This is a genomic window from Stenotrophomonas maltophilia, assembly GCF_003970865.1.
Lineage (GTDB): Bacteria > Pseudomonadota > Gammaproteobacteria > Xanthomonadales > Xanthomonadaceae > Stenotrophomonas > Stenotrophomonas maltophilia_AR.
Genome location: NZ_RXLZ01000023.1, coordinates 1 through 26,108, shown reverse-complemented (window position 1 = coordinate 26,108; position 26,108 = coordinate 1). Strand labels below are relative to the sequence as shown.

Below are 26,108 nucleotides of genomic sequence, written 5' to 3'. Positions count from 1 at the left end.
CAATCACTCCCAGTCACGTGATGAGCGCCCGCGCTTGATCTGCGCGCGCCCGCGTTTGGCGTCCAGACGACGCAGTTTCGACCCGAGGGTCGGCTTGGTGGCCTTGCGCGGTTTGGGCACGCTCAGCCCGGCCTGGATGAAGGCCGCCAGCCGATCGCGCGCATCCTCGCGATTGCGATCCTGGGTCCGGAAACGTTGCGCGTCGATGACCAGCACGCCTTCGCCGGTCATGCGCCGGTCACGCCGCGCCAGCAGGCGCGCGCGCAACGGTTCGGGCAACGAGGGCGAGTTGGCCACGTCGAAACGTAGTTCCACCGCGGTGGAGACCTTGTTGACGTTCTGGCCACCGGCACCACTGGCACGCACGAACCGCTCGACGATCTCGCCGTCGGGGATTTCAAGCTGCGCGCTGATGGTGACCGGTCCACTGCCCATCCGCGCATTGTAGCGGCAGCCACGTGCCGGAGTGCGGCATCGCGCACCGTATGCCGCCGATCAGGTACCGAACACGCCGCCTTCGCCTTGGCTGCGGGTATGCTGGCCGTCCCATGTACTGCAGGAAGCCCCGCATGACCCGCTTCGTACCCGCCCTGCCGTCCCTGCTGCGCCGCGCCGCCCTGCTGCTGGCGCTGGCCGTGGCCAGCGTTCCGGCCCTGGCCGCGCCGCCGACCGATGGCGACATCAACCGCCTGCTGTCCGCGTCACGTGCGCAGAGCATGATCGACACCATGCTGCCGCAGATCGAGGCGATGCAGCAGCAGCAGTTCCAGCAGGTAGCCGCGCAGCGCCAGCTCAATGCCCAGCAGCAGGAGCAGCTGAAGCGGATCCAGGCGCGGACCAGCCAGACCCTGCGCCAGGCCCTGTCGTGGCAGCAGCTGCGGCCGATGTACGTGGACCTGTACAAGAAGACCTTCAGCAAGGAAGACGTGCTGGCGATGGCCGAGTTCTACGAGAGCGCGGCCGGCCAGAGCCTGCTGGACAAGACCCCGGCCCTGATGCAGAACGTGATGGTGGCCATCCAGGCGCGCATGCAGCCGCTGTTCGCGGACCTGCAGAAGGACCTGGAAGCAATCGTCAACGAGCCGGAAAAAAAGTGAGGTAGTGCCGGCCGCTGGCCGGCAATCCCAGGACAACGGGAATCAGTCAGCTGCCGGCCAACGGCCGGCACTACCGTCAGGCGGTATCCACCTGCCAGCCGAACAGGTCCAGCGCCTTCTGGAACCCGCCGTCCAGCGGCGCGCGCACATCCACCGTGCCACCGTCCGGATGCGGGAAGCGCAAGCGCTCGGCATGCAGCAGCATGCGGTGCACGCCCTGCATGCGGAAGATGCGGTTGTGGCGGCCATCACCGTGACTGGTGTCGCCGATCATGTGATGCGAGAGATGCTTCAGGTGCCGGCGGATCTGCCGGAAGCGCCCGGTCTGCGGCTGGCAGCGCAGCAGCGCGTAACGCGAGCTGGTGAATTCACCGACCGGCACCGACAGCTCGCCGGTGGCCAGGCGCTGGAAGTCGGTGACCGCCGGCTTCTTCACCGGCTTGCCCGGGCCGCCGTCCAGATCATGGTCGACCTGCCAGGAAAGTTCGGCCGGCCAGCCCCGGCAGACCGTCAGGTAGTCCTTCAGCACTTCGCCGCCCATCAGCGCCTTGCCCAGCGCGCTGGCGGTCTCGCGGTCGAAGGCCAGCAGCAGGCAGCCGCTGGTCGCCCGGTCCAGGCGATGCACGAGGAAGATCGGGCGGCCCAGCTGCTCGCGCAGGCGGTCGGCCAGGAAGTCATCTTCGCCACGGGCCAGCTTGCTGTCGTGGACCATCAGCCCGGCAGGCTTGTTGACCACGGCCAGGCGCTCATCCAGGTGCAGCAGCTGCAGGGGCGCGGTGTCGGTCTCGACCGCGGCGAGGGTATCGGGTTCGGTGCTCACGGCGGGATTATAAGGGCCTGCTTCCTGTAGAGCCGAGCCCATGCTCGGCTGCTCTGCGCGACCGGCAACAGCGTGCCAACCAAGGTTGGCACCCACCTCTGTAGAGCAGTCAGGCGTTGCGTACGGCCAGCAGCTCGCCGTTGCCCACCGGCACCAGGCTGGTGCTGAAGTCCGGATCAGCGTCCAGCAGCACGCGCAGCGGTTCCATCTCTTCCGCATGCGAGGTGGCGTTGTCCACCACCAGCAGGCCACCCGGACGCAGCACGCGGCGCAGCTGCGGCCACCAGCCGGCGTATTGCCCGCGGTCCGAATCGAGGAACAGCAGGTCAATGCTGGCATCGGCGGCCTGTACCAGCCACGGCCCGGCATCGTCGTGGACCAGCGTGATGCGATCGGCCAGGCCACTGCGCGCGAAGGTGTCACGCGCCATCGCCGCCTTGTCCTCGGCGTACTCCAGCGTGGTCACGTGGCCGTCGATGGCGGCGGCAGCCTCGGCCAGCCACAGCGTCGAATAGCCGTTGGAGGTGCCGATCTCCAGCACCCGGCGCGCAGCGCCGAAGCGGACCAGCACGGACAGGAATTCACCCGTCTCCGGCGTGATGTTGAGCATGCGGCGGCCACGCGCGCTTTCGCGGGCGTCGTTGTCGGCGCCGAAGCGGGTCAGTTCGTCCTTGAGTGCCTGCAGCATGGGGCCTACTTCCACCACGCGCGCAGCAGCGCCACCGCGCCGACGGCGCCGGACAGCCAGCTCCACGCCGGCACGTCGCCCCAGTACCAGCCCGGTGGCTGCAGCACGTACATCAGCGCGGCGATGGCCAGCAGACCGACACCGGTGATCGCACCGACCGCATGCTTCTGCAGGCGCTGCACGCTGGCATCCAGTGCGGCCAGGTCGCGCGAACGCATCGACAGTTCGTGGCGACCTTCCACCTGCTGGGTCAGCCAGGCGTGCACCAGGCGCGGCATGTCCGGTGCATGGGTCATGATTTCCGGCAGGCGCTTGCCGATCTCGCGTACCACCCGGCGCGGGCTGTAACGTTCGCGCAGGATCTTCGCCAGCACCGGCTTGGCCACCGCCCAGATGTCGATCTGCGGATCGAGCTGGCGGCCGACGCCTTCGATGTTCAGCAGGGTCTTTTGCAGCAGGATCAGCTGCGGCTGCAGGGTCAGCTGGTAACGCTGGGCCACGCGGAACAGCTTCATCAGCACTTCGGCCAGCGAGATCTGCGACAGCGGCCGGGTGAAGTACGGTTCGCACACCGAACGCACGGCGGCCTCGAGGTCATCGATGCGCACGTTGTCCGGCATCCAGCGCGCCTGCACGTGCAGTTCGGCGATGCGGCGGTAATCGCGGTTGAAGATGGCCATGAAGTTCTCGGCCAGGTAGTACTGATCTTCCTGCGAGAGCTGGCCCATGATGCCGAAATCCAGCGCGATGAAGCGCGGATTGGCGCGGCGCGCCGGATCGGTGTCGACCCAGATGTTGCCGGCGTGCGCATCGGCGTGGAAGAAGTTGTCGCGGAACACCTGGGTGTAGAACACCCGCACGCCCTTGGCGGCCAGCGCCTTGCGGTCGATGCCGGCCTTGTCCAGTGCGGCGATGTCATCGGACGGGATGCCCCACACACGCTCCAGGGTCAGCGCGCGCTCGGCGGTGTGGCTCCAGATCACTTCCGGCACGTACAGATCGTCGCTGTTTTCCCAGAAGCGGCGCAGCACGCTGGCATTGGCGCCTTCGCGCTGCAGGTCCAGCTCGGCGGACAGGGTGTTTTCGACTTCGGCCACCACTTCGCGCGGACGGATCTTGTCGGCGCGCGGATGGGTGCGCTCGACCAGGGCGGCCAGCGAATTGAGCAGGGCGATATCCGCGTCGATCTGCTTCTCGATGCCCGGGCGCAGCACCTTGACCACGACCTGGCGGCCATCGGCCAGCGTGGCCGCGTGCACCTGTGCGATCGAGGCCGAGGCCAGCGGTTCGGTGTCGAAGCTGGCGAAGGCCTCGCTGACCGGAAGGCCGAGCGCTTCCTCGACGATGCGGCGCGCGGTCTCGCCATCGAACGGCTTGACCCGGTCCTGCAGCAGGGTCAGCTCATTGGCCACATCCGGCGGCACCAGGTCGCGGCGGGTGGACAGGATCTGGCCGAACTTGACGAAGATCGGGCCCAGATCCTGCAGCGCCAGGCGCAGGCGCGCACCGCGCGACTGTGCGGCGATGTCGGCCGAGGCGCGTGGCACGAACGGCTTGGCCAGGCGCAGCCAGCGCTCGGCCGGCGTGCCCTGCAGCAGGTCGTCGAGGCGGTAACGCAGGATCACCCGGCCGATGCGGCTTGCCCGCAGCACGGCCTTCATGCGGCACCCCGCAGGCGCTGCACGCGTGCACCGAGGCGTTCGACGTCATCGCGCAGCACGTCCACATCGTCGTGGAAAGCATCCAGCTCGGCGCGCGGCACCACGTCGCGCGATTCCTCGGTGATGAATTCGGCGGCGCTGTGGGCCAGGTCGATCGCGCCCTGGCGCGCGTGCTGCAGGGCGCTGCGCAGGGTGTTGGCCACCTGCACGCCCAGCACTTCGCCGAACACGCTGACGAAGGGCTGCTGCCAGTCCGGGTCGAAGCCCTTGGCCAGCTGCTGCAGGCGGCGCGCCAGTTCGGCGTCGCCGGCCACGCGCACGCGGCCCTTGCCGTTGTTGTCGGCGCGCCGTGCGTTGGCCAGCAGCGGCAGCTGCGCCAGCACGCCGGTCAGGCTGCTGCGCACGGCCAGGTCGGCTTCCTGCGCATCCACCGGGCCGACCCGCAGCTGGTCGCCGTCGACGCTGATGCGCATGGCCAGCGACGGCGCTTCCAGGGTCAGGTCGATATGCCGGCCGTCGAGGCTGGCCAGTGCCTGGCGGGTATCCGGATCCAGCGCCAGCGCGCGGTTCAGGGCGATCTGCAGGGCGCGGCCAGCGACCGGCTTGAGAGACTTGAGCAGGGAGAGAGCCATGTGTGCATTCTACCTGCGTGGGTGGGGGGCTTGGGCCGGGCTGCCGCCCGGCACCCGCAGAGGCACCGGCCGCTGGCCGGCAAGATCAACATCAAAAGCTGGCTATCCGTGGGATGGCGGGGTGGGTCCGGTTGCGGGGGACGCTGCAAGTACGTCCATGTAAGCTCGGTCGCCGCATCCATGCGGCTCACGCCCCCGCAACCGGACCCACCCCGCCTTCGACAGTTTCCCGCTGCTGTTGGTGGGTGCTGACCGTTGGTCGGCACGCTGCTCTTGGTAGGTGTCGACCTTGGTCGACACGGTAGATCCACGCCGTGCGTGGATGGATTTCTGGTTCATCTGTGCCTCACGCGGAGGGCCGATGAAGGTTCATGCTATGAGGCCACGCAACGCACAGGACATCGCATTCCCCATGGCACGGACCCGGGTCGGCATCATCTTCGGGGGCAAGTCTTCCGAGCACGAAGTTTCGCTGCAGTCGGCGAAGAACATCCTCGATGCGCTTGATCGCGAGCGCTTCGAGCCGGTGCTGGTCGGTATCGACAAGCAGGGCCAGTGGCATCTGAGCCAGCCGGATACCTTCCTGATCAATGCCGATGATCCGTCGCGCATCGCGCTGCATCGGTCCGGCACGTCGCTGGCGGTGCGTCCGGGTGCGGAGCAGGCGCAGCTGCAGCCGTCCGATGCGGCCAGTGCGCTGGGCCAGATCGATGTGGTACTGCCGATCGTGCACGGGCCGCTGGGCGAGGACGGTGCGCTGCAGGGGCTGCTGCGCATGGCCAACCTGCCCTTCGTCGGTTCGCCGGTACTGGGCTCGGCGGTGGCGATGGACAAGGACGTGACCAAGCGCCTGTTGCGCGATGCCGGGCTGCAGGTGGCACCGTGGCTGTGCATCCGCCGCCATCAGGCGGCCGCAGTCGATGTCGATGCGGTGATCGCGCAGCTCGGCCTGCCGTTGTTCGTGAAGCCGGCCAACCAGGGTTCGTCGGTGGGTGTGAGCAAGGTCAAGGATGCGGCGGGCTTCGCCGAGGCACTGGCATTGGCGCTGCGCTACGACCACAAGGTGCTGGTGGAATCGGCGGTGGTCGGCCGCGAGATCGAGTGCGCGGTGCTGGGCAACGAACATCCGCAGGCCAGCCTGTGCGGCGAGGTGGTGGTGCACGACGAGTTCTACGCCTACGACACCAAGTATATCAACGAAGATGGCGCCGAGGTGGTGGTGCCGGCGGATATCGATGCTGCAACCCAGGCACGCATCCAGCAGATCGCGCTGCAGGCCTACCAGACGCTGGAGTGTGCGGGCATGGCGCGCGTGGATGTGTTCCTCACCGCAGCCGGCGAGATCGTCATCAACGAGGTCAACACGCTGCCGGGCTTCACCCGCATCAGCATGTACCCGAAGCTGTGGGGCGCCAGCGGTGTGGACTACACCACGCTGATCACGCGCCTGGTCGAACTGGCGCTGGAGCGCCATGAAGCCGATCGCGGATTGCACAGCGCCGTGTAGAGGCGCTCCCAGTGGCGTCGGGCATGGCTCGACGCTACAGAAGTAGCGTGCCGACCAACGGTCGGCACCTACCGGGAAGAACGGTGCCGGCCAGCGGCCGGCACTACCCTGCGGTCTTCTAGCCGCGCTTGCGGAACATCGAGATCACGGCCAGGACCAGGAACACAACGAACAGGATCCAGGCGATGTTGCTGGCAGCACCGGCAATACCGGAGAAGCCGAGCACAGCGGCGATGATGGCGATGACGAAAAAGATGACGGCGTAATGCAGCATGGCGCTCCTCGCAGATGTCCGGGCCGTTGGATGGCGTGGGTCCATCCTCCCGATCTGGCGGTGTGCAGCCAGTGATGGCGATCTATGCAGCAGATGAAGCCTTCAGCCTGCGCAGCCCTTCTTCGATGCTGACCTGCGGCACGTAACCGAAGTCACGACGTGCCGGCTCCATGCTGTACCAGTGCGGCGTGCACAGCTGCTCGGCCAGGAAGCGGGTCAACGGCGGTTCGCCGCGCAGGCGCAGCAACGGCCACAGCCGCTCACAGATGGCGCCAATGCGATAAGCGGTCTTGAAGCTGATCGCCTTGTCCACCGTCGGCGCACCCACCGCCTGCAGCAGCTTGTTGACCAGCTCGCGCATCGGCAGCGGTTCGCCGTTGGAAATGAAGTAGGCCTTGCCCGCACACGCGGCACCCGGCGCCAATGCCTCGAAAGCGAGGAAGTGCGCGAGCGCAGCGTTGTCGATGTAGGTGGTATCCACCTTGTTGTTGCCATCGCCCACCAGGCGCAGGCGGCCCTGCCGTGCACGTTCGGCCAGGCGCGGCACCAGCTGCTGGTCGCCCGGGCCCCAGATCAGGCGCGGACGCAGCGCCACCGTCGCCAACGAGGCGTCGTTGGCCGCCAGCACACGCTGTTCGGCAATCGCCTTGGTCGCCGCATACGGCGCCTGGAAGTCTTCGCCGTACGGCACTTCATCGGCACCGAGTCCTTCCACTGGATGCGTGGCGCGGTGGGTCACGCTGGGCGTGGAGGTGTAGACCAAGCGGCTGATGCCATGGGCACGGCAGGCGGCAATGACGTTGTCGGTGCCGACCACGTTGGCCTGGTGGTAGCTGTCATAGCTGCCCCAGGCGCCTGCCTTCGCACCGTTGTGGAACACGGCATCGACACCGGCGACCGCATGCAGCACCGCCTGCGCATCGGCCAGGTCGCCGCGGATCTGGCCCACGCCCATCGCCTGCAGCTCCGGGTAGTGACTGCGGTTGAACGCCAGCACCTGGTGTCCACGCTCGACCAGCCCGCGGCACAGCGCCTGGCCAAGGAAACCACCACCACCGGTGACCAGGATCTTCATGCGCGCTTCTCCAGTTCGGCGCTGGCCCAGACGGCGAGCTTCTCGCGGCCGATCTTGGCGTTGTGACGGATATCGACGGGGAACGCCGGATGCACCAGGAAGTGCTGCAGGCCAGCCTCTGCCACGCGGGCTGCGGCATGCGCACGCAGCGCTTCCTGCAGCGCCGGGCTGTCTGCCTGGCCACGCTGCAGTTCCACGCACAACACCGGCACCTGCTTACCCGGGGCGCCAACGCCGACCAGCGCAGTACGCGCCACGCCGGCCACGGTGTTGAACACCGGCTCGACCTGTTCGGTGTACAGCGGCCCGCGCGCGGTTTCCACGCGCTGGGTCTTGCGCCCGCAGAACCACAGGCGACCCTGCGCATCGAAGTAGCCCACATCGCCCATGCGATGGACCACGCGCGTGCTGCCATCGGCCAGCGTCTCGCTGATCTTCGCCGCCGCTGTGGCCTGCGGGCGGTTGAAGTAGCTGTCGGTGGCGGTTGGTCCGGCCACGGTGATCTCGCCCACCTCGCCGGTGGCCAGCACACGCGCTTGCGACCAGTCCGGCAGCGGTGCGTCATCGATGGCGATGATGCGCACGTCATTCGGTTCAACCACATTGCCCACGCAGGTCCCGGCGCCGGCCTCGGTGGCCGCGCGGGTGCGCTCCAGCTCGCGGCCTTCCACCACCGCCACCGGCAGGCACTCGGTGGCGCCGTACGGCGTCCAGAACTGCGCATCGGCCGGCAGCAGGCTGCGGATGGTGGCGACCACGTCCGGCGGCACCGGCGCACCCGCCGAAGTCACCCGGGTCACCGTCGGCAGCGGCCGGCCGTGCCGGGCCAGCACCCGCATCAGCGCGGGTGAGCCGAACAGCTGGGTCACGCCAAAACGCTGGATGGCGTCATGCAGGCGCGCCGGGTCGGCCTGCGCCGGCCGGGTCGGGTCCATGTCCGGGATGACCGAGGTCAGGCCCAGCGCAGGATCGAACAGGGCGAACGGCGGGAAGGTCGGCAGGTCCACCCCGCCCGCTTCCATGCCGAAGGCGCTGCCCAGCAGCTGGATCTGGCCGACGAAGTGGCGATGGCGGTAGACCACGCCCTTGGGCACGCCGGTGGAGCCACTGGTGAACAGGATCGCGGCCATGTCCTCGCCGTCGGTGGCGGCCAGCATCGCCCCCCCTTTGGCGCCGGCGCGCTCCAGCGCGGCCAGGGTGGTTCCGCCCCAGCCGAGGCGGCGGCCGACGGTCACCAGGCGGGTCGCCGAGGGCGCCCAGCGCAGCACCAGCCGCGCCACATGGGCCAGCGGAATGCCGATGAAGGCCTCCGGCTGCGCCTCGTCCAGGCACTGCTTCAGCGCGCGCTTGTCGATGCCCGGGTCGACCAGCACCGGCACCGCGCCCAGCTTGAACAGCGCGAACATCAACAGGAAGAACTCCGGCGAGGGCCGCACCATCACTACCGTGCGCACCCCGCGGCCGATCCCGTAGCCGGCCAGGCCGGCGGCCATGGCATCACTGCGGGCGTCCAGCTGGCGGTAATCCAGGGTGACGTCGTAGGCGGCCATGCCGTTGCCGGCGCCCCGACGGCCCGGGCAGCGGATGGCGATCTGGTCGGGGCGTTCACGCGCCAGTTCAGGCAAACGGGCCGCAATGTTGCAGGATCGGTTCATCCGTTCATTGTCGCCGCTTACGGAATTTCTTGCGCGGCGGCCCACTTCGTGGAAAATCCGCACCCTCGTTCCTGATTCCGACTGCCGCCCGAGGCGGCTTGCCCATGCAACATCCCTGCATGACCTGCGGCGCCTGCTGCACTCAATACCGCGTGGCCTTCCACTGGATGGAATCAGACGAGGTCACCCCCGGCGGCGTGCCGCACCAGCTGACCGAGGTGCTGGACCCGCACCGCCTGTGCATGCGCGGCACCCATTCCAAGCCGGTGCGCTGCGTGGCGCTGGACGCGCAGATCGGCGTGTATTCACGCTGCACCATCCACCCCAACCGGCCCAGCGTGTGCCGCGAGGTGGATGCGTCGTGGGAATACGGCAAGGCCAGCCCGCAGTGCGACAAGGCCCGCATCGCCTATGGCCTGGATCCGCTGACGCTGGCCGACTGGCGCTGGCGCGACGCGGCCGACAACGACGACGACCATCCGGACGACAACGGCAACAGCCCGTCCTCGCCACCACAGGCTCCGGTCGCCGCGTAGTGGTAGTGCCGGCCGCTGGCCGGCAACCTCATGAACCCTTCGGGTGTGCCGACCAACGGTCGGCACCCACCGGAAGAGGAAGGGGTGGGTGCCGACCGTTGGTCGGCACGCCCCCTCAGATCGGGTTCTTGTCCAGGAACGCGCGGATCTCCGGCACCAGCACTTCGTGCTTGTCTTCCAGCACGTAATGCCCGGCGTCCTCGAAGGCATGCACCTGGGCCTGCGGCAGCGCGACCTGGAAACCCTTCAGGAAGTGGTGGTCGAACACGAAGTCGCGCAGGCCCCAGCCGAGGAAGGCGGGGCGGTCGGCGAACGACGGCAGCGCCTTGCCGGCGCGTTCCAGCAGCGACCAGGCCTTATCGGCCGGCGACAGCGGGATGTCCTGCATGAAGCGGATGGTGCTGATGCGGTTGGCGTAGCTGTTGTACGGCGACACGTAGGCGCGGCGCACGTCGGCCGGCATCTTCCGCTCCACGCCCAGCCACGAGGCACCGGACGAGAACGCATTGAAGGTGCGGATGATCCACTCGCCGATCTTCCAGTGGCGGCCCAGCGCGATCTGCCACGGCATCTTCTTCGCTGCCGGCATCGGGAACGCGGCGGTGTTGAGCACCACCAGGCGCTTCACCTGGTCGTGATGCGACAGCGCCCAGCCGAAACCGATCATGCCGCCCCAGTCGTGCACGGCCAGGGTCACCGGGCCGGTGATGCCCAGGTGCTTCAGCAGCGCATCGAGATCGTCCACGCGCGACTGCAGGGTGTACTCGTAGCGGCTATCGTCCGGCTTGTCCGACAGGCCCATGCCGATGTGGTCCGGCACGATGCAGCGGTACGTGTCCGACAGGCCGGCCACCAGCGTGCGCCAGTAATAGCTCCACGACGGGTTGCCGTGCACCATCACCACCACCTCGCCGTCGCGCGGGCCTTCGTCGAGATAGTTCATCGACAGGCCGGGGCGCACTTCGAAGCGCTGCGGGTGGGCGGGATAACCGGGAAGCTGGGACATCGAATCGCACCTGTAGAAAGGGCCGGTAGAACCGGCCCTTGGACACTTGGAAAAATCATCGCTGTCCGTCGCGAGCGATTGGCCAGGCAATCGCGCAGCAGGTCAGCGGTGACTTTTTTACCAGACCACTTCAGCCATCGAACAGTTCAGGCCCGAGCCGATGCCCAGAAGCGCGATGCGATCGCCCTTCTTCAGCTTGCCCAGCTGCTTGAGCTTGCTCAGCACGATCGGCACCGAGGCCGGGCCGATGTTGCCGTGCTCGCCGAAGATGGTCATGACCTTCTTCGGGTCGATGCCGAAGTTCTTGATGAACGCGGCGGTGTGCGGCTGGCTGACCTGGTGGATCACGAACTGGTCCAGCTCTTCCACGGCCCAGCCGAGTGCGATCTTGGCGGCGCTGAAGGTCTTCTGCGCCAGCTTGATGCCTTCGATCAGCAGCAGTCGGGTGTCGGTGACCATGCGGTCCAGGTTGCCCAGGCACAGCTGGTTCCACTCGGTGGCCGAGCGGGTCACGCCACCCTTGTAGCGCGGGGCGTCCGGCACCAGTTCCGAGCGCGCCATCACCATGGCCGCAGCACCCGAACCGGTGGTCAGCGCCGCCAGCTCGTTGCGGAAATCGTCGGCGGTGACATCCGGGGCGGTCATCCGCTCCAGGGTCTTCTCGTACACCAGGTTGGCGGTTTCCCCATCCACCACCAGCGCGTAGTCGATATCACCGCGCTCGATCATGCGCGCCGCGATATCCATGCCGTTGATGAAGGCCAGGCAGGCATTGGCGACGTCGAAGGTCATGCATTCGTCGCTGACGCCGAGGTTGCCCGACACGATGGAGGCGGTGGACGGCTCCAGGTAGTCACGGCTGACCGAGGTATTGACCAGCAGGCCGACCTGGGTCGCGGTGATGCCCGCGTCTTCCAGTGCCTTGCGGCCGGCCATGGTGGCGGCGTCCGACGCCAGCACGCCGTTGTCCCACAGGCGGCGGGCATGGATGCCGGCGATATCGCCCAGCACATCGGTGCGGATACCGAGGCGATCCAACGTCGGCTGCAGGCGTTCGTTGATTTCCTTGGTCGTCAGCGTATGCGGCGCGTCGACGTGTGCCAGGCCGGCGATCGAGACATTCTTGAAGAGCATCGAGGTTAGCGCCAAGGCTCAGGCAAAAGGGGGCGCTATTCTATAACCCCCGGGCTTTCACCGCATCTTTACGAATTCAGCCTTGCCCGTATGGTGAAGCGTTCAGCGCGGCGGGCACTGGAAGGCGGCGAATCGCTGGCTGCCATCGGCCGGGGCCGCGGCGGCCTGCACGGCATTGGCGCCGGCGCTTGGGGCCTCGTTGCGGGCCAGGGTTTCCAGCTCTTCCTGCACCCGCAGCGGGTTGCGGTTGTAGAAGCCGACCTTGCTCTTCACGGTGACCACCACCTCGCCCTTGGCGATGCAGCCCGCGGGAACCGGGCCTGCCGGCAGCACGCGGGTCGCCTTGCCGGCCGGTTCGATCGGCACCCAGGTACAGGCGGTGACGGTGAGCAGCAGGGAGGAAAGCAGCAGAACGCGCATGGGCAGATCCTGGAAGGGTATGGAGGGGATTCTGCCTGAACAGCCTGAATCGGGGGTAGCCGGTGGGGGGACGGATCCCTCGCAGGGGGCTGTGACCCCGCCTTCGGGTCACGGAGTTGCCGGCCAGCGGCCGGCACTACCCGGGTTGGCCTGCCCGCCGGGGCGGGCAGGCACATCCCTTATTTCTTGACCGGGTTGCCTTCTGCGTCGATCACCGTCACCTCGCCCAGGTTCAGCGCGCGCACGGCCGCTTCGGTCTGCTTGAGGTCACCCACCACCACCCAGGTCAGCGCCTGCGGCTTGATCTCGGCGGCGGCCTGCTGCACCTGCGCCGGGGTCATCGCTTCGATCTCGGCCTTGCGACGCAGCACGTAGTCGTCCGGACGCTTGAACTGGACGATCGAGCCGATGGTCGATGCCACCGCGCTGGCGGTCTCGTAGGCACCGGGCAGGCTCAGGGTCTGGATGTTGCGGATGCGGTTGACCTCGGCGGCGGTGGCCGGCTTGCTACCGTCGGCGAACGCGGCGATCTCCTTGCGCATTTCCGCCAGCGCCGGGCCGGTCTTGTCGATCTGCACCGGCGCGCTGGCCATCCACGGGCGCTGACCCACCGAATTGCTCGCGCTGCTGCGCGCACCGTACGACCAGTGCTTGTCCTCGCGCAGGTTCATGTTCAGGCGCGAGGTGAAGTCACCGCCGATCACGCCGTTGGCGATATCGAAGCGGGTCGAGCTGGTGGCGCTGGACGGCGGCACCACCTGGCCGGCGAACAGGTTGGCCTGCACCGCGCCCGGCTGGTCGATCAGGAACACGCGCGGGCCCTTCGGCAATGCGACGTCGGTGGCGGCCTTCACCTGCGGCGCATCTCCGGCAGCCTTCCAGTCGCCCAGCTGCTTGTCCAGCAACGGCACGATCTCGGCCAGGGTGGTGTCACCGACCACGATCAGCGTGCCGTTCTGCGGGCGCAGCCAGTCGTGGTGGAAATCGACCAGGTCCTCGCGGGTCAGGCCGTTGATCGCCGCCTCGTCACCACTACCGGTGAACGGAATGGCATACGGGTGGCCCTTGCCGTACAGCAGCGGCGGCAGCACGCGCATCGCCACCGCACCCGGGTTGACCTTCTCCTGCTGGATGCCGGCGATCCAGGTCGCCTTGACCCGGTCGATCTCGCCCTGCTCGAAGCGCGGTTCGCGCAGGAGGTCGCGGTACAGCGCCAGCGACGGTGCCAGGTTCTCCTTCAGTGCCGACAGGTCCACGCTCATCGAATCCAGGCCGGCCGAAGCATCCAGGCTGGCGCCCAGTGCGTCGGCAGCATCGGCAAAGGCCAGCGAGCCGAGCTTGCCGGCGCCTTCGGTCATCAGGCTCATGGTGAAGTTGGCGGTGCCCGGCTTGCGGCCCTGGTCGGCGCTGAAGCCGCCCGGGAACTGGTAGCTGAACTGCACCACCGGAATCTCGTGGCGCTCGGCCAGGATCACCTGGGTGCCGTTCTTCAGCGTGGCGCGTTGCAGCGCCGGGAACTTCAGCTGCGGGAACTCGCGGGTCTGCGGCACGCCGGCCTTGCGGTCAACCTGCTCCGGCAGGGTGCTGTACTTCGGGTCCACCGCCGGCACGTTGAACGGCTTCGGTGCCTGGCTGGGATCTTCCTTCAGCGCCACGCGCTCACCCGGTGCGATCACCAGGGTGTGGCTGCCCTTGTCCAGCCACTGCGCGCCCAGCCGGCTCAGATCAGCAGCACTGGCCTTCTCGATGTTGGCCAGCGAGGTGCGGAAGCAGCCCGGGTCGCCGGTGAACACCGCGCACTCGGCCAGTGCGTCGGCCTTGCCGCCGAAGCCACCGATGCGCTCGATGCCGCGGATGAAACCGGCGCGGGCACCGGTCTTGGCGCGCTCCAGCTCGGCCGCGGTCGGGCCCTGCTTGATCAGCCGGTCCAGTTCCTCGTCGATGATCTTCTCGACCTTGGCCGGGTCCTGGCCCTGCTTGACCGTCGCCATGATCACGAAGTTCGAACCCAGCTGCGACGTCGACAGGCCCGACGCGATGCTGTCCACCAGCTTGTCCTGGTGCTGCAGGCGCTGACTCAGGCGCGAGGACTTGGCACCGCCCAGGACCTGCGCGAACAACTGCAGCTGATCGACATCGGTGGCGCCGACCTGCGGCACGTTCCAGGCGCGGTAGATGCGCGCCTGCGGCACCTTGTCGGTCATCGTCTCGCGCGTGTCGGCACTGCGCTTGGCCACGTTCACTGCCGGCTGCGCCATGGTCGGGCCGGCCGGAATGCTGCCGAAGTACTTGCCGACCTTTTCCTTGGCGGTGGCCAGGTCGATGTCGCCGGCCAGCACCAGCACCGCATTGTTCGGGCCGTACCAGGTGCGGAACCAGGTCTTCACGTCATCCAGCGACGCCGCGTTCAGATCGTTCATCGAACCGATCACGCCGTGGTGGTACGGGTGGCCTGCCGGGTACAGCGCCTTGTTGAGCTGGTCCCAGGCCTGGCCGTAGGGCTGGTTCTCGCCCTGGCGCTTCTCGTTCTGCACCACGCCACGCTGCTCGTCCAGCGCCGCCTGGTCGATCGCACCGACCAGATGGCCCATGCGGTCCGATTCCATCCACAGCGCCATGTCCAGTGCGGTGGTGGGCACGTTCTCGAAATAGTTGGTGCGATCGGTGTTGGTGGTGCCGTTCTGGTTGGTGGCACCCACCTGCTTGAACGGTTCGAAGAATTCGCCGTCGTGGTTTTCGCTGCCCTGGAACATCAGGTGTTCAAACAGGTGCGCGAAGCCGGTACGGCCAGCCGGCTCGTCCTTGCTGCCCACGTGGTACCAGACGTTGACCGCCACGATCGGCGCCTTGCGATCGGTATGCACGATCACGCGCAGGCCGTTGGGCAGGGTGAACTGCTCATACGGGATATCGACCTTGGCCGGTGCCGCCGGCTTGGCCGCCAGCGCATGGGAAGGCACAAGCGTGCCCAGGGCGGTGCTGAGGGCGACGGCCAGCAGTGCAGCGCGCGGGCGAAGGGCGAGAGACATATCCGGATCCTTGGTCACATAGGTGAACCCCGATCCTAGCCTGCGCACGCAGCGGCAGGAATCAGCCAGCAGTCACTGGGGGTGTTTGCCCCTGTGCGCCATCTGCGGTGCCGATCGGCCCTGCCCGAGCTGTCACAAGCGCCCGCCAGGACCGTCCGGACAGTGTCCGCAGCACATCGAATGGACAGGTGTCCGCCCACCGGACACTTTTCGTTGGCCAGAAAATCTTTGCAAATCAACGACTAAAAGTTGGCACGGGGATTGCTTGGTACTTCCTGCGCCAGGAAGGGCTTCAGACGAAAGATGACTGAAGACTGAACAAATGCAAGAAACCGAAAATTTTCCTTGCATGCCCAGAATCGGTGTACTACCTTACTACCACACCACTGATCACCAACACTAAACAGGCCCCGTCATGAACGCCAAGACCATTGCCATCGCCATCGCCCTGATTGCCGGCACCGCGGTTGTTTCGTCGGTGCAGGCCTCCGAATCCATCAAGACCCTGTCCACCGTGCAGGTCCGCCCGGCCGCCGACCAGCTGGCCCAGCAGGCCTGGGAACAGGCCAGCGGCATCCCGACCCTGGCCACCGTGGAAGTGCGCCCGAGCGCCGACCAGCTGGCCGAGCGCAACGGCTACGTTGCCGCCCCGGTTGCTGCCGCGATGCCGATCACCACCCTGGCCTCGGTGGAAGTGCGCCCGAGCCTGGAACAGCGCGTCGCCCTGGCCGCCGAACTGGAAGCCCAGCGCTACGCCGCGACCCTGGCTGCCGCCGCCACCAACGTCGCCCACTCGGTCATCGTCAACCTGCCGGCCCTGCAGGTGCGCCCGAGCGCCGCCGACCTGCAGGCCCTGGCCACCGAAACCGCCCAGGTCCTGCTGCGCCCGTAACCGGTGCCGCCCTGCCCCGTGCAGGGCGTGCGCCGTAAAGGCGGCGGTCGTCGCAGGTACACTGCGCCGATGAATGCCGCGCCCCAGTTCCACGTGATCCTGTTCCAACCGGAAATCCCGCCCAACACGGGCAATGTGATCCGGCTCTGCGCCAACACCGGCGCGCAGCTGCACCTGGTCGAGCCGCTCGGCTTCGCACTGGAAGACAAGCAGCTCAAGCGCGCCGGCCTGGACTACCACGAGTATTCGCGCCTGCAGGCGCACCCCGACCTGGACACCGCGCTGGCGCGGATCGCGCCGAAGCGGTTGTTCGCCCTCAGTACGCGTGCCAGCGTCCGCTATGACAGCGTGGCGTTCGAAGACGGTGATGCCTTCCTGTTCGGCCCGGAAAGCCGCGGCCTGCCGCAGGACGTGCTCGATGCCTTGCCCGATGGCCGCCGCCTGCGCCTGCCGATGCGGCCGGACAACCGCAGCCTCAACCTTTCCAACACCGTTGCCGTGGTGATGTACGAAGCCTGGCGGCAGCATGGGTTTGCCGGCGGGGCGTAAACCGCTCCGGGGTGGGTGTGAACCGCTGCTGGTGGGAGTGACCTGCTTCTGGTGGGTGCGGACCGCTCCTGGTGGGTGCGGACCTTGGTCCGCACCGATGCCCGGTCGCGCGCCGAAGGAATATGCCAACCAAGGTTGGCACCCACCAAAGGCAGGTTCAGGGGACTGCTGAGAACTTCTGGTGGCTCTGGATCGCTTCTGGTGGGTGCGGACCTCGGTCCGCACCGATTCCCGATCGCGCGCTGAAGGAATGTGCCGACCAAAGGCAGGTTCAGGGGACTGCTGAGAACTTCTGGTGGCTGTGGATCGCTCCTGGTGGGTGCGGACCTTGGTCCGCACCGATTCCCGGTCGCGCGCTGAAGGAATGTGCCGACCAAGGTCGGCACCCACCAAGGGCAGGTTCAGGGGACTGCTGAGAACTTCTGGTGGCTCTGGATCACTTCTGGTGGGTGCGGACCTCGGTCCGCACCGATGCCCGGTCGCGCGCCGAAGGAATGTGCCGACCAAGGTCGGCACCTACCAAAGGCAGCTCCAGGGGGGGCTGCAGAAACTTCTGGAGAGAAGTGCCAACCAAGGTTGGCACCCACCGGAACCAGGTTTCAGAACGCGTTGATGCCGGTCAGCTCACGGCCGATCACCAGCTGGTGCACGGTCTCGGTGCCTTCATAGGTGATCACCGATTCCAGGTTCAGTGCATGCCGGATCGCTACGTGTTCGGTGGTGATGCCGGCCCCACCCAGCAGATCGCGACACTCGCGGGCGATGTCGATGGCCATGCGGCAGTTGTTCCACTTGGCCAGGCTGACCTGCTGTGGCTGCAACTGGCCGGCTTCCTTCAGGCGGCCCAGCTGCAGGGCCAGCAGCTGCGCGGTGGTGATGCGGCGGGCCATCTCGGCCAGCTTGATCTGCGCGCTCTGCGTGGCCGCCAGCGGACGACCAAACAGCACGCGCTCCTTGGCATAACACAGCGCCTCATCCAGGCAGGCAATCGCCGCACCGATCGGCCCCCAGCTGATGCCGAAACGGGCCTGGGTCAGGCAGCCCAGCGGGCCCTTCAGCCCCTTCACGTTCGGCAGGCGGTGGCTGTCGGGCACGCGCACGTCGTCGAAGAACAGCGCGCCGGTCAATGACGCGCGCAGGCTCATCTTGTGCTTGATTTCCTGCGTGGTGAAGCCGGCCATGCCCTTTTCCAGCACGAAGCCCTGGATGCCGTCCTCGGTCTGTGCCCAGACGATGGCCAGATCGGCCACCGGGCCGCTGGTGATCCACATCTTGCTGCCGCTGATGCGCCAGTCGCTGCCGTCGCGCACTGCGCGGGTCTTCATGCTGGCCGGATCGGAACCGCCGTGCGCCTCGGTCAGGCCGAAGCAGCCGATCAGTTCGCCGCGTGCCATCGCCGGCAGCCACTGCTGGCGCTGTTCTTCGCTGCCGTAAGCGTAGATCGGGTACATGCACAGCGAGCTCTGCACCGAGACGAAGCTGCGCAGGCCGGAATCGCCGCGCTCCAGCTCCTGGCAGATCAGGCCGTAGCTGACCGCACCGAGGTCACCGCCGCCGTATTCGGCCGGCAGGGTGGCACCGAGCAGGCCCAGCGCGGCGATCTCCGGCACCAGTTCATCGGGGAAGCGGGCCTGGTCGAAGGCATCGCCGATGATCGGCAGCACGCGCTCGTTGGTGAAGCGGGCGACGCTCTCCTGCACCGCGCGCTCTTCCTCGTTGAGCAGGGAACGGACATCGAACAGATCGTACGGATGCAAAGCCATGGCACTCACACGCAGTCAGGACCCGGCCATTGTCGGTCATCCGGGCGGGTTTGGTGTGCCGGTAGAGGCCGACCTTGGTCGGCGCTGACGCTTCTGCGGACGCCAACCAAGGTTGGCGGCTACCGACGCTGCGTACGCTGCAATGCAGCAATCGCGGCGTGAACGGCGGCGATCTAGCTCGATCACGCGCAGCCCGGTACCCTGACACATTCAAACAACCGTTTCGCTCGTGGCCGCACGCGCGATTCCCAGGCACCGCCGGTGGCCCCGATGCCGGCCCTACCCACGAGTCATGCAATCGATGAGCGCTGAAGCCAACGCCCTGCCCCCGCGTGAAGTAATGGAGTTCGACGTGGTGATCGTCGGCGCCGGCCCCGCCGGCCTGGCCACCGCGATCCGCCTGCGCCAGCGCGCGATCGAAGCCGGCCGCGAGCTGTCGGTGTGCGTGCTGGAAAAGGGCTCCGAGCCGGGCGCGCACGTACTGTCCGGCGCGGTGATGGATCCGCGCGCACTGACCGAACTGTTCCCGGACTGGGCCGAGCGCGGCGCACCGCTGAAGCAGAAGGTCACCCGCGACGAATTCCTGTTCCTCAGCGAAACCGGCGCACGCAGCACGCCCAACGCGCTGCTGCCGGAGTGCTTCCACAACGAAGGCAACTACATCATCAGCCTGGGGGAAGTGACCCGCTGGCTGGCGCAGCAGGCCGAGGCGCTGGAAGTGGCGATCTTCCCCGGCTTCGCCGCTGCCGAAGTGCTGTTCGGCGACAACGGTGAAGTGATCGGCGTGGCCACCGGCGACATGGGCATCGAGAAGGACGGCAGCATCGGCCCGGCCTTCGAGCGCGGCATGGCGCTGCAGGCCAGGTACACGATCTTCGCCGAAGGCGCGCGCGGCCACCTCGGTCGCCAGCTGATCGCCCGCTACAAGCTGGACGAAGGCAAGGACCCGCAGGCCTATGGCATCGGCATCAAGGAACTGTGGCAGATCGACCCGGCCAAGCATGAGCCGGGCCTGGTGGTGCATGCGGCCGGCTGGCCGCTGGACAGCGACACCTACGGTGGTGCGTTCCTCTACCACGCCGACGGCGGCAAGGTCGCCATCGGCTACGTGGTCGGCCTGGACTACAGGAACCCGTGGCTGAGCCCGTTCGAAGAGTTCCAGCGCTTCAAGACCCACCCGTCCATCCGCAAGCACCTGGAAGGCGGCACCCGCATCGGCTACGGCGCGCGTGCGATCACCGCCGGCGGCCTGCTGTCGCTGCCGAAGACCGTGTTCCCCGGTGGCGCGCTGGTCGGCTGCGAGGCCGGCTACCTCAACGCCAGCCGCATCAAGGGCAGCCATGCCGCGATCAAGACCGGCATGCTGTGCGCCGACGCCGCGTTCGATGCGCTCGCCGCCGACCGCCAGCACGATGAACTGAGTGCCTACCCGAAGGCCTTCGAAGCCAGCTGGCTGTTCACCGAACTGCAGCAGGCCAAGAACTTCAAGCAGTGGTTCAAGAAGGGCCAGACCGTGGCCACCCTGATGACCGGCGTGGAGCAGTGGCTGCTGCCGAAACTGGGCGTGCGCAACCCGCCGTGGACCCTGCACCGCACGCAGCCGGATCATGTCTGCCTGGAACCGGCCGCCAAGCACACCCGCATCACCTACCCGAAGCCGGATGGCGTGCTGACCTTCGACCGTCTCAGCTCGGTGTTCCTGAGCAGCACCAACCACGACGAGAACCAGCCCAGCCACCTGACGCTGAAGGACGCCAGCATCCCGGTGAAGGTGAACCTGGCCGAGTACGCCGGTCCCGAAGCACGCTACTGCCCGGCCGGCGTGTACGAGTTCGTCGGCGAAGCCGACAACGCGCGCCTGCAGATCAACGCGCAGAACTGCGTGCACTGCAAGACCTGCGACATCAAGGACCCGACCCAGAACATCGTCTGGGTGACCCCGCAGGGCGGTGGCGGCCCGAACTATTCGGGCATGTGATTGCTCCGGGCTGCGACCGCGTGTCGCAGCCCACCTGCCCCGCTGCGTCGTTATCCTGCCCGCCCATGCGTGCTTTCCGCCTGCTCATCACCGTTGCCGTGGCCGTTGCCCTGGCGGCCACGGCCTGCCAGCGCCCGCCTGCGGCACCGGCCACGCCGGAACAGGCGCGCCAGCAGGCCATGCAGCGCGCGTTTGAACTGTGTGCCGGCTGCCACACTGTGCAGCCCGGTGGCATCCACCGCTTCGGGCCGAACCTGCACGGCGTGATCGGTCGTCGCGCCGGCAGCCTGCCCGACTATGGCTACTCTGATGGCATGCGCCGTGCCGACATCACCTGGACCGCGCAGACCCTGGATGCGTTCCTGCAATCGCCCACCCACGTGGTGCCCGGCACGCGCATGTACAACGCTTTCCCCAGCGCCGAACGCCGCGCGCTGGTGATCGCCTACCTGCAGCAGCAGCCGGCTCAGTGAGCCAGGCGCTGCAGTTGCTGCTGCAGCCGCAGGACGAATACCCCCACTGCCTCGAACAACGGCGCCGGATCGGTCTCGGCCGCGTCCTGCAGGCGCTCGACCAGGGCATTGGCCTGCGCGGCCAGCACCGTCGCTCCCACCGCGCCCAAGCCACCGGCCTGGCGATGCAGGTGCAGCGCCGCGGCCTCACGGTCACCGGCCTGCACGGCGCGCTGTACGCCCGCCAGATCGCTTTCGCTGGCCTGCAACAGGCTGTCACGCAGCTGCTCGGCCACCGCACGCGAGCCGAAGCGCTGCTGCAGGCTGTCCAGATCGGGCAGCGTCCCGCCATCGTCGGCAGCGGACTCGGCCAGCGGCTCCTCGAACGACTGTCCCTGCGCCTGCGGCAACCAGCGCAGCAGCGCGGTACGCAGCGTGGCCAGTGACAGCGGCTTGGCCAGCACTTCGTCCATGCCGGCCTCGCGGCAGCGCCGTGCATCGTCGTCCAGCACGCTGGCGGTCAGCGCCAGTACGGTCAGCCGCGGCTGACCGTTGCGGCCCTCGCGTTCGCGCAGCAGGCGGGTGAACGCGAAACCATCCAGTACCGGCATCCGGCAATCGGTGATGACCAGATCGAACGGCTCCGACGCCAACCGATCCAGCCCCTGCTGGCCATCACCGACCAGCACGTGCGGCACACCCAGTTGCTGCAGGCGCCAGGCCATCATCGCCTGGTTGGTCGGATGATCTTCGATCACCAGCACGCGCGCCTCGCGCAGCGCCGGCGGCAGCAGCGCCGCCTGTTCCTGCTCGGCGACCAGCGCTTCAACATCACCACTGCCGGCTTCCACCAGCGACAGCCGCACCTCGGCGCGGGTGCCCTCGCCCAGCGTGCTGTGCAGTTCCAGCTCGCCGTCCATCATCTGCACCAGGCGCTGGCAGATGCTCAGGCCCAGGCCGGTCCCACCATGGTCGCGCTGGATGTACGCACCGGCCTGGGTGAATGGCGCAAACAGGTGCTGCAGCTGTTCCGGTGCGATGCCGATGCCGGTGTCGGTGACGCTCAGGCACAGCGGCTGGCTACCGTCTTCGGCGGTCGGCCCCAGCACTTCCAGCTGCAGCCGCACTTCGCCGCGCACGGTGAACTTGATGGCGTTGCTGAGCAGGTTGAACACGATCTGGCGCAGGCGCACGCCATCCACTTCGTGCGCGGCTGCCAGCTGCGGATCGATCTGCACGTGCAGGTCCAGCCCACGTGCACTGGCCTGCGCCGACAACAACCGGCACACGCTTTCCAGCAATGGCCGCAGCGGCTGCGGCACTGGTTCCAGGCGCAGCGCGCCGGCCTCCAGCCGCGAGTAATCGAGGATATCGTCGAGAATCTGCCGCAGCATCTGCGCCGAATCCTCGATCACCCCCAGGATGCGCTGCTGCTCGGCATCCAGCGGCGAATGCGCCAGCACTTCCAGCATGCCCAGTACGCCACTCATCGGCGTGCGGATCTCATGGCTCATGGTTGCCAGGAAACGCGACTTCGCCTCCGCGGCCTGTTCGGCGTCGGCCTTGGCCGCAGTCAGGGCCTCGGCCTGCGCACGTGCCTCGCTGACATCCACCCAGTAACCACTCCAGGTCACCGCGCCCGCCTCCGCTGCATAGGGATGGGCCTGGCTGCGTACCCAGCGCGCGCCGCTGCCTTCAGGTCGCAGCCGGAACTCGAGAATGAGCGGTGCGAACTGGCGCGCCGCCTGCTCGACCGCATGCAGGATGTGCTCGCGGTCGTCTTCCTCGATGCGCTCCAGCAGGCACGTTGCATCCTGTTCGGCCTGCTGCCGGCTGATCCCGAACAACGCCTGCAGGTCACCGGCAATGAACGGGAAGCTGAGGGTTCCGTCTGCCCCACGACGCGCCTGATAGACCACGGCGGGCAGGTTGTCGGTGACTTCAGCCAGGCGCTGTTCCAGATGACGTCGTCCGGCCACCTCGCGGCGCAGCCGCCAATGCCCGACGGCGTGCACCAGCAGCGCGGTGAGCAGCACCAGCAGCAGCGGCACGCCCCAGTGCGCCACGCTGCTCCAGTCGAGGCCGTTGCGGTATTCGACGGCCAGCCAGTCGCCGCGCAGGGCCTCGCGCTTGCGTGGGGTCATCTGCAGCAGCAGGCGGTCAAAGGTGGTGGCCAGGGCGGCATGGCGGCGCTCGACAGCCAGCACCAGCTGATCGTTGAAGCCGGCCGGTGCGGCCACCTGCAGGCGCCCCGGGAAGCGGCTGCGCAGCAGATGGTCAACCAGTGCCAGGTTGCCTACATAGGCATCGGCGTCGCCATCGATCAGGCGCTGCAGGGCCTGTTCCGCGCTGCGCGCCGCGATGATCCGGGCCTGCGGTGCCTGCTGCAGCACGTAGCCACGCACGCGCTCCGGATCGGACAGCAGCACCCGCTTGCCCTGCAGGTCGGACAGGCCCAGCAGCGCCGGGCTGTCCCGCCGGCTGACGATCACGTTCGGCACGCTGATGAAGGGCTGGCTGAACACCCAGTCCGGGCCCAGGTAGCGCGAATCGGCAGGAATGCCCATTACCGCCTGCAGCTCGCCGCGGCGCGCCTTCTCGCGCACCTCGTACCAGTCATGGCTGTTTTCCACCTGCAGGTTGGCGCCGGCCTGCAGCAGGCGCCGCAGGTATTCGCTGGCCAGTCCACTGGGTTTGCCATCCTCGTCGGCGAACGACAGCGGCGCCGCGTTCGGCGCGAAGCCGATCTTCAACGGCTGCTCCAGTACCCGCTTCTCGGCCTGGCTCAGCGCCAGCTGTGCCGATGCCGACCAGCGCGGAGGTGGCAGCCAGCGCTGCACCAGGGCATCGCGCTGGGCCTGGCTGGTCGCGGCCAGCGCCAGGTCCAACGCTTCGGCCAGCGGCTGCTTGCTGTTGGGAATGCCGAAGTGCAGCCGTTCGGGCGGCAGATCGCTGGGGCGCAGCAGCACGACCCCCTGCAGGTCCTCGCGGGCGATCAGTTCGGTGGCCACGTAAGCATTGCCGATGTAAACGTCGGCCTTGTCGTCTCTGACCATCTCCAGCGCCGCCAACGAGTTGTTTGCGACAAGCTGTCGCGCCCGGGGGAAGCGCGCCCGCACCTGCGGGCCGGTCAGGAAGTCCTGCTCGATCACCACCCGCAGTCCATCCAGGTCGGGGATGTCGGAGGCGCGCAGATCATCCGGGCGTCCCACCAGGGCCAGCGGTGCCTCGCCATAGGCAGCGGTGTAGACCATGCAGCGGGTGCGGTCAGCACTGAGACCGACATTCATCACCACGTCGATCTCGCCACGACACGCCGCATCCAGCACGGATGTCCAGTCGGAATAACGCCTCGCCTCGACCTTCACGCCCAGCTGACGGGCGAGAAGCGACAGATAGTCCGGCCCCAGGCCGACCTGCTGGCCATCACGGAGGGACTCGAACGGCGGCCAGCCACTGTCATACTGGCCCACGACGATGCTCGGATGCGCGGCGAGGTACTCGCGCTGCAGCGGGCTGAGCGGCAACAGCCCAGGCACCGCCTGTGCCAGCGCCGCAGGCAGCACCAGCACGGCCAGCAGCAGGACCAGCCCGCGAACAGCCCAGCTACGCATCGGCGTCGATCTCCTAGAATCTGCCAGGAACCGCGATGGTCGCGGTCCGGCGTGCCCGGTGGCCATACTAGAGCATGAGCTTGCGCATCATCATCGCAGACGACCACCCGGTGGTCCGTATCGGTACCCGTGCCGTCATCGAATCGAGCGGGGTTGGCCGCGTGGTCGGCGAAGCCGACAGCGCACAGGCGCTGATGGCCCTGCTCGGCAGCCAGCCCTGCGACCTGCTGGTGACCGACTACTCCATGCCGGGCAGCCCACAGGCCGACGGCTTCGCCATGATCGGCATGATCCGCCGTCGCCATCCCGACCTGCCGGTGCTGATGCTCAGTGTCTCCAACAACCTGGCGATCCTGCGCATGGTGCTCGACAGCGGCGTGCTCGGCCTGGTCGACAAGAGTTCGTCGATGGACGAACTGCCGCAGGCCATCCAGTCGGTCTACCGGGGCCAGCCCTACATCAGCCGCAGCCTGCGCGAGCGGGTCGAGGCCGCTGGCAGCTGGCGCATGCGCGAGGGCGACGGCAAGCCACTGTCGCCACGCGAGGTGGAGGTGCTGCGGCTGCTGGGCACCGGCATGACCGTGAAGGAAATCTCGCTGCAGCTGCACAAGAGCGTCAGCACCATCAGCCGGCAGAAAGGTGACGCCATGCTCAAGCTGGGCCTGAAGGGCGACGCCGAGCTGTTCGATTACCTGCGCGACGGCAAGATCTGAGAGCCAGATCACACAAGAAGGGCATCTGCCACCGCCCTCTTTGACCGGCCGCCGATCTGTGCCAAGATGGCCCGGCATGAGTTCTCAATGCGAGGTCGAAGGAATCGACCGGCTCATGTCCTCGCTCCCGTCCCTGGTGGATGGGGTGCGGTTTCCTGCCGGCCGTCTGGCCCGGCAACGCTGACCATGGAGAGGCGCATGCATCATCCCCCTGAGCTACGTTGGACCCTGCCGTTGCGGCCCCTGCGCGCATTCGCGGCGTGCCTGCTCGTCTCTCTTTCCGCTGCCGCCTGCAGCGCCGCCGATCCGGCCCCCTCGTCCTCCCAGCCCGGCGCCCCTGCGCAGGCTGCCAATGCGCCCCGACAGGATGTTGCCCCGATGCAGACCCCCACCCCCGATGCCCGGCTCTTATATAAATCTTACGCTGCCGACGATCCTCACGCGTGAAGTAGCCGTAGTCCACTTGCAACTGCGGTTCAAAGTCATGTGATTCACAATAGCTTTTGCCACAGTAACACACTAGACTGTGTCCTGTGCGCCAACTTCAATATTTATACCCACAACTCTTTCTCTCCTGTTTAACGATCATTTTGTCAGCGGGCGTAGATACAAG

The 26,108-nt window shown here is 67.5% G+C and carries 22 protein-coding genes; 8 read left to right on the top strand and 14 right to left on the bottom strand.

The window, feature by feature from the left end:
• Window positions 1-3: 3 nt before the first annotated feature.
• Window positions 4-435, bottom strand: coding sequence for an alternative ribosome rescue aminoacyl-tRNA hydrolase ArfB (gene arfB / locus EKL94_RS09595; protein WP_032130467.1), 432 nt, complete (start codon window positions 433-435; stop codon window positions 4-6).
• Window positions 436-569: 134 nt separating this feature from the next.
• Between arfB and EKL94_RS09590 the strand changes: the two genes are divergently transcribed.
• Window positions 570-1,097 (top strand): DUF2059 domain-containing protein, encoded by a 528-nt coding sequence (locus tag EKL94_RS09590; RefSeq protein ID WP_126928911.1) that lies wholly within the window; start codon window positions 570-572, stop codon window positions 1,095-1,097.
• A gap of 76 nt (window positions 1,098-1,173) precedes the next feature.
• Here EKL94_RS09590 and EKL94_RS09585 read toward each other — a convergent pair whose 3' ends face one another.
• The 4 genes from EKL94_RS09585 to EKL94_RS09570 all read right to left on the bottom strand — a co-directional run bounded on the left by EKL94_RS09585 (window position 1,174) and on the right by EKL94_RS09570 (window position 4,898).
• Window positions 1,174-1,959 carry a pseudouridine synthase gene (locus tag EKL94_RS09585; protein ID WP_312023656.1) on the bottom strand — a complete coding sequence of 262 codons (786 nt, stop codon included), beginning with the start codon at window positions 1,957-1,959 and terminating at the stop codon, window positions 1,174-1,176.
• 67 nt (window positions 1,960-2,026) lie between these two features.
• Entirely contained in the window at window positions 2,027-2,605 is a 579-nt protein-coding gene (locus EKL94_RS09580; protein ID WP_126928909.1) for an O-methyltransferase, read from the bottom strand.
• Between the two features lie 5 nt (window positions 2,606-2,610).
• Window positions 2,611-4,266 (bottom strand): ubiquinone biosynthesis regulatory protein kinase UbiB, encoded by a 1,656-nt coding sequence (gene ubiB / locus EKL94_RS09575; protein WP_126928908.1) that lies wholly within the window; start codon window positions 4,264-4,266, stop codon window positions 2,611-2,613.
• Entirely contained in the window at window positions 4,263-4,898 is a 636-nt protein-coding gene (locus EKL94_RS09570; protein WP_126928907.1) for a ubiquinone biosynthesis accessory factor UbiJ, read from the bottom strand. The genes ubiB and EKL94_RS09570 overlap by 4 nt, the downstream gene beginning before the upstream one ends.
• Before the next feature lie 412 nt (window positions 4,899-5,310).
• Here EKL94_RS09570 and ddlA point away from each other — a divergent pair, with 412 nt between their 5' ends.
• Window positions 5,311-6,405 (top strand): D-alanine--D-alanine ligase, encoded by a 1,095-nt coding sequence (ddlA, locus tag EKL94_RS09560; RefSeq protein WP_126928905.1) that lies wholly within the window; start codon window positions 5,311-5,313, stop codon window positions 6,403-6,405.
• A 118-nt stretch (window positions 6,406-6,523) separates the two neighbouring features.
• Here the strand turns inward: ddlA and EKL94_RS09555 are convergent, their stop codons facing one another.
• From EKL94_RS09555 to oleC, 3 genes are all read right to left on the bottom strand, one after another.
• Entirely contained in the window at window positions 6,524-6,679 is a 156-nt protein-coding gene (locus EKL94_RS09555; protein WP_004153593.1) for a DUF1328 domain-containing protein, read from the bottom strand.
• An 82-nt stretch (window positions 6,680-6,761) separates the two neighbouring features.
• Window positions 6,762-7,754, bottom strand: a complete 993-nt coding sequence (oleD, locus tag EKL94_RS09550; RefSeq protein ID WP_126928904.1) for a 2-alkyl-3-oxoalkanoate reductase — start codon at window positions 7,752-7,754, stop codon at window positions 6,762-6,764.
• Window positions 7,751-9,409: an olefin beta-lactone synthetase gene (oleC, locus tag EKL94_RS09545; protein WP_126928903.1), complete on the bottom strand. Its 1,659-nt coding sequence runs from the start codon at window positions 9,407-9,409 to the stop codon at window positions 7,751-7,753. Before oleC ends, oleD begins: the two co-directional genes overlap by 4 nt.
• A 104-nt stretch (window positions 9,410-9,513) precedes the next feature.
• Between oleC and EKL94_RS09540 the strand changes: the two genes are divergently transcribed.
• Entirely contained in the window at window positions 9,514-9,945 is a 432-nt protein-coding gene (locus EKL94_RS09540) for a YkgJ family cysteine cluster protein (RefSeq protein ID WP_088023282.1), read from the top strand.
• A 115-nt stretch (window positions 9,946-10,060) separates the two neighbouring features.
• On the opposite strand, the gene EKL94_RS09535 is transcribed toward EKL94_RS09540, so the two are convergent.
• From EKL94_RS09535 to EKL94_RS09520, 4 genes are all read right to left on the bottom strand, one after another.
• A complete protein-coding gene (locus EKL94_RS09535) occupies window positions 10,061-10,951 on the bottom strand; it encodes an alpha/beta fold hydrolase (RefSeq protein ID WP_126928902.1) in 891 nt (296 codons plus the stop codon).
• A 117-nt stretch (window positions 10,952-11,068) separates the two neighbouring features.
• Window positions 11,069-12,085: a 3-oxoacyl-ACP synthase III gene (locus EKL94_RS09530; RefSeq protein ID WP_010487115.1), complete on the bottom strand. Its 1,017-nt coding sequence runs from the start codon at window positions 12,083-12,085 to the stop codon at window positions 11,069-11,071.
• A gap of 102 nt (window positions 12,086-12,187) precedes the next feature.
• Complete coding sequence (locus EKL94_RS09525; RefSeq protein WP_005407628.1) at window positions 12,188-12,505, bottom strand: DUF4156 domain-containing protein; 318 nt, start codon at window positions 12,503-12,505, stop codon at window positions 12,188-12,190.
• Between the two features lie 179 nt (window positions 12,506-12,684).
• Window positions 12,685-15,534 (bottom strand): M16 family metallopeptidase, encoded by a 2,850-nt coding sequence (locus EKL94_RS09520; protein WP_126928901.1) that lies wholly within the window; start codon window positions 15,532-15,534, stop codon window positions 12,685-12,687.
• Between the two features lie 415 nt (window positions 15,535-15,949).
• On the opposite strand from EKL94_RS09520, the gene EKL94_RS09515 reads away from it, so the two are divergent.
• Together EKL94_RS09515 and EKL94_RS09510 are read left to right on the top strand one after the other, a co-directional pair.
• The gene (locus EKL94_RS09515) at window positions 15,950-16,426 is read left to right on the top strand and encodes an XAC0231 family protein (protein ID WP_126928900.1); all 477 of its coding nucleotides are present in this window, start codon (window positions 15,950-15,952) and stop codon (window positions 16,424-16,426) included.
• A 69-nt stretch (window positions 16,427-16,495) separates the two neighbouring features.
• On the top strand, window positions 16,496-16,975 hold the full coding sequence (locus tag EKL94_RS09510; RefSeq protein ID WP_126928899.1) for a tRNA (cytidine(34)-2'-O)-methyltransferase: 480 nt from the start codon (window positions 16,496-16,498) through the stop codon (window positions 16,973-16,975).
• 599 nt (window positions 16,976-17,574) lie between these two features.
• Here the strand turns inward: EKL94_RS09510 and EKL94_RS09505 are convergent.
• Complete coding sequence (locus tag EKL94_RS09505) at window positions 17,575-18,738, bottom strand: acyl-CoA dehydrogenase family protein (protein ID WP_126928898.1); 1,164 nt, start codon at window positions 18,736-18,738, stop codon at window positions 17,575-17,577.
• Between the two features lie 301 nt (window positions 18,739-19,039).
• Here EKL94_RS09505 and EKL94_RS09500 point away from each other — a divergent pair, with 301 nt between their 5' ends.
• Window positions 19,040-20,716 carry an electron transfer flavoprotein-ubiquinone oxidoreductase gene (locus EKL94_RS09500; protein WP_126928897.1) on the top strand — a complete coding sequence of 559 codons (1,677 nt, stop codon included), beginning with the start codon at window positions 19,040-19,042 and terminating at the stop codon, window positions 20,714-20,716.
• A gap of 65 nt (window positions 20,717-20,781) precedes the next feature.
• A complete protein-coding gene (locus tag EKL94_RS09495) occupies window positions 20,782-21,189 on the top strand; it encodes a c-type cytochrome (protein WP_126928896.1) in 408 nt (135 codons plus the stop codon).
• Here EKL94_RS09495 and EKL94_RS09490 read toward each other — a convergent pair.
• Window positions 21,183-24,782, bottom strand: coding sequence for an ATP-binding protein (locus EKL94_RS09490; RefSeq protein ID WP_126928895.1), 3,600 nt, complete (start codon window positions 24,780-24,782; stop codon window positions 21,183-21,185). The two genes, EKL94_RS09495 and EKL94_RS09490, sit on opposite strands and share 7 nt — an antisense overlap.
• Before the next feature lie 74 nt (window positions 24,783-24,856).
• Here EKL94_RS09490 and EKL94_RS09485 point away from each other — a divergent pair, with 74 nt between their 5' ends.
• The gene (locus EKL94_RS09485; RefSeq protein ID WP_126928894.1) at window positions 24,857-25,495 is read left to right on the top strand and encodes a response regulator; all 639 of its coding nucleotides are present in this window, start codon (window positions 24,857-24,859) and stop codon (window positions 25,493-25,495) included.
• The last annotated feature ends 613 nt before the right edge of the window (window positions 25,496-26,108 follow it).

Coding starts and splice junctions, on each gene's coding strand:
- arfB (WP_032130467.1), bottom strand. CDS start 435: ATGGGCAGTGGACCGGTCACCATCAGCGCGCAGCTTGAAATCCCCGAC.
- EKL94_RS09590 (WP_126928911.1), top strand. CDS start 570: ATGACCCGCTTCGTACCCGCCCTGCCGTCCCTGCTGCGCCGCGCCGCC.
- EKL94_RS09585 (WP_312023656.1), bottom strand. CDS start 1,959: ATGGGCTCGGCTCTACAGGAAGCAGGCCCTTATAATCCCGCCGTGAGC.
- EKL94_RS09580 (WP_126928909.1), bottom strand. CDS start 2,605: ATGCTGCAGGCACTCAAGGACGAACTGACCCGCTTCGGCGCCGACAAC.
- ubiB (WP_126928908.1), bottom strand. CDS start 4,266: ATGAAGGCCGTGCTGCGGGCAAGCCGCATCGGCCGGGTGATCCTGCGT.
- EKL94_RS09570 (WP_126928907.1), bottom strand. CDS start 4,898: ATGGCTCTCTCCCTGCTCAAGTCTCTCAAGCCGGTCGCTGGCCGCGCC.
- ddlA (WP_126928905.1), top strand. CDS start 5,311: ATGGCACGGACCCGGGTCGGCATCATCTTCGGGGGCAAGTCTTCCGAG.
- EKL94_RS09555 (WP_004153593.1), bottom strand. CDS start 6,679: ATGCTGCATTACGCCGTCATCTTTTTCGTCATCGCCATCATCGCCGCT.
- oleD (WP_126928904.1), bottom strand. CDS start 7,754: ATGAAGATCCTGGTCACCGGTGGTGGTGGTTTCCTTGGCCAGGCGCTG.
- oleC (WP_126928903.1), bottom strand. CDS start 9,409: ATGAACCGATCCTGCAACATTGCGGCCCGTTTGCCTGAACTGGCGCGT.
- EKL94_RS09540 (WP_088023282.1), top strand. CDS start 9,514: ATGCAACATCCCTGCATGACCTGCGGCGCCTGCTGCACTCAATACCGC.
- EKL94_RS09535 (WP_126928902.1), bottom strand. CDS start 10,951: ATGTCCCAGCTTCCCGGTTATCCCGCCCACCCGCAGCGCTTCGAAGTG.
- EKL94_RS09530 (WP_010487115.1), bottom strand. CDS start 12,085: ATGCTCTTCAAGAATGTCTCGATCGCCGGCCTGGCACACGTCGACGCG.
- EKL94_RS09525 (WP_005407628.1), bottom strand. CDS start 12,505: ATGCGCGTTCTGCTGCTTTCCTCCCTGCTGCTCACCGTCACCGCCTGT.
- EKL94_RS09520 (WP_126928901.1), bottom strand. CDS start 15,534: ATGTCTCTCGCCCTTCGCCCGCGCGCTGCACTGCTGGCCGTCGCCCTC.
- EKL94_RS09515 (WP_126928900.1), top strand. CDS start 15,950: ATGAACGCCAAGACCATTGCCATCGCCATCGCCCTGATTGCCGGCACC.
- EKL94_RS09510 (WP_126928899.1), top strand. CDS start 16,496: ATGAATGCCGCGCCCCAGTTCCACGTGATCCTGTTCCAACCGGAAATC.
- EKL94_RS09505 (WP_126928898.1), bottom strand. CDS start 18,738: ATGGCTTTGCATCCGTACGATCTGTTCGATGTCCGTTCCCTGCTCAAC.
- EKL94_RS09500 (WP_126928897.1), top strand. CDS start 19,040: ATGAGCGCTGAAGCCAACGCCCTGCCCCCGCGTGAAGTAATGGAGTTC.
- EKL94_RS09495 (WP_126928896.1), top strand. CDS start 20,782: ATGCGTGCTTTCCGCCTGCTCATCACCGTTGCCGTGGCCGTTGCCCTG.
- EKL94_RS09490 (WP_126928895.1), bottom strand. CDS start 24,782: ATGCGTAGCTGGGCTGTTCGCGGGCTGGTCCTGCTGCTGGCCGTGCTG.
- EKL94_RS09485 (WP_126928894.1), top strand. CDS start 24,857: ATGAGCTTGCGCATCATCATCGCAGACGACCACCCGGTGGTCCGTATC.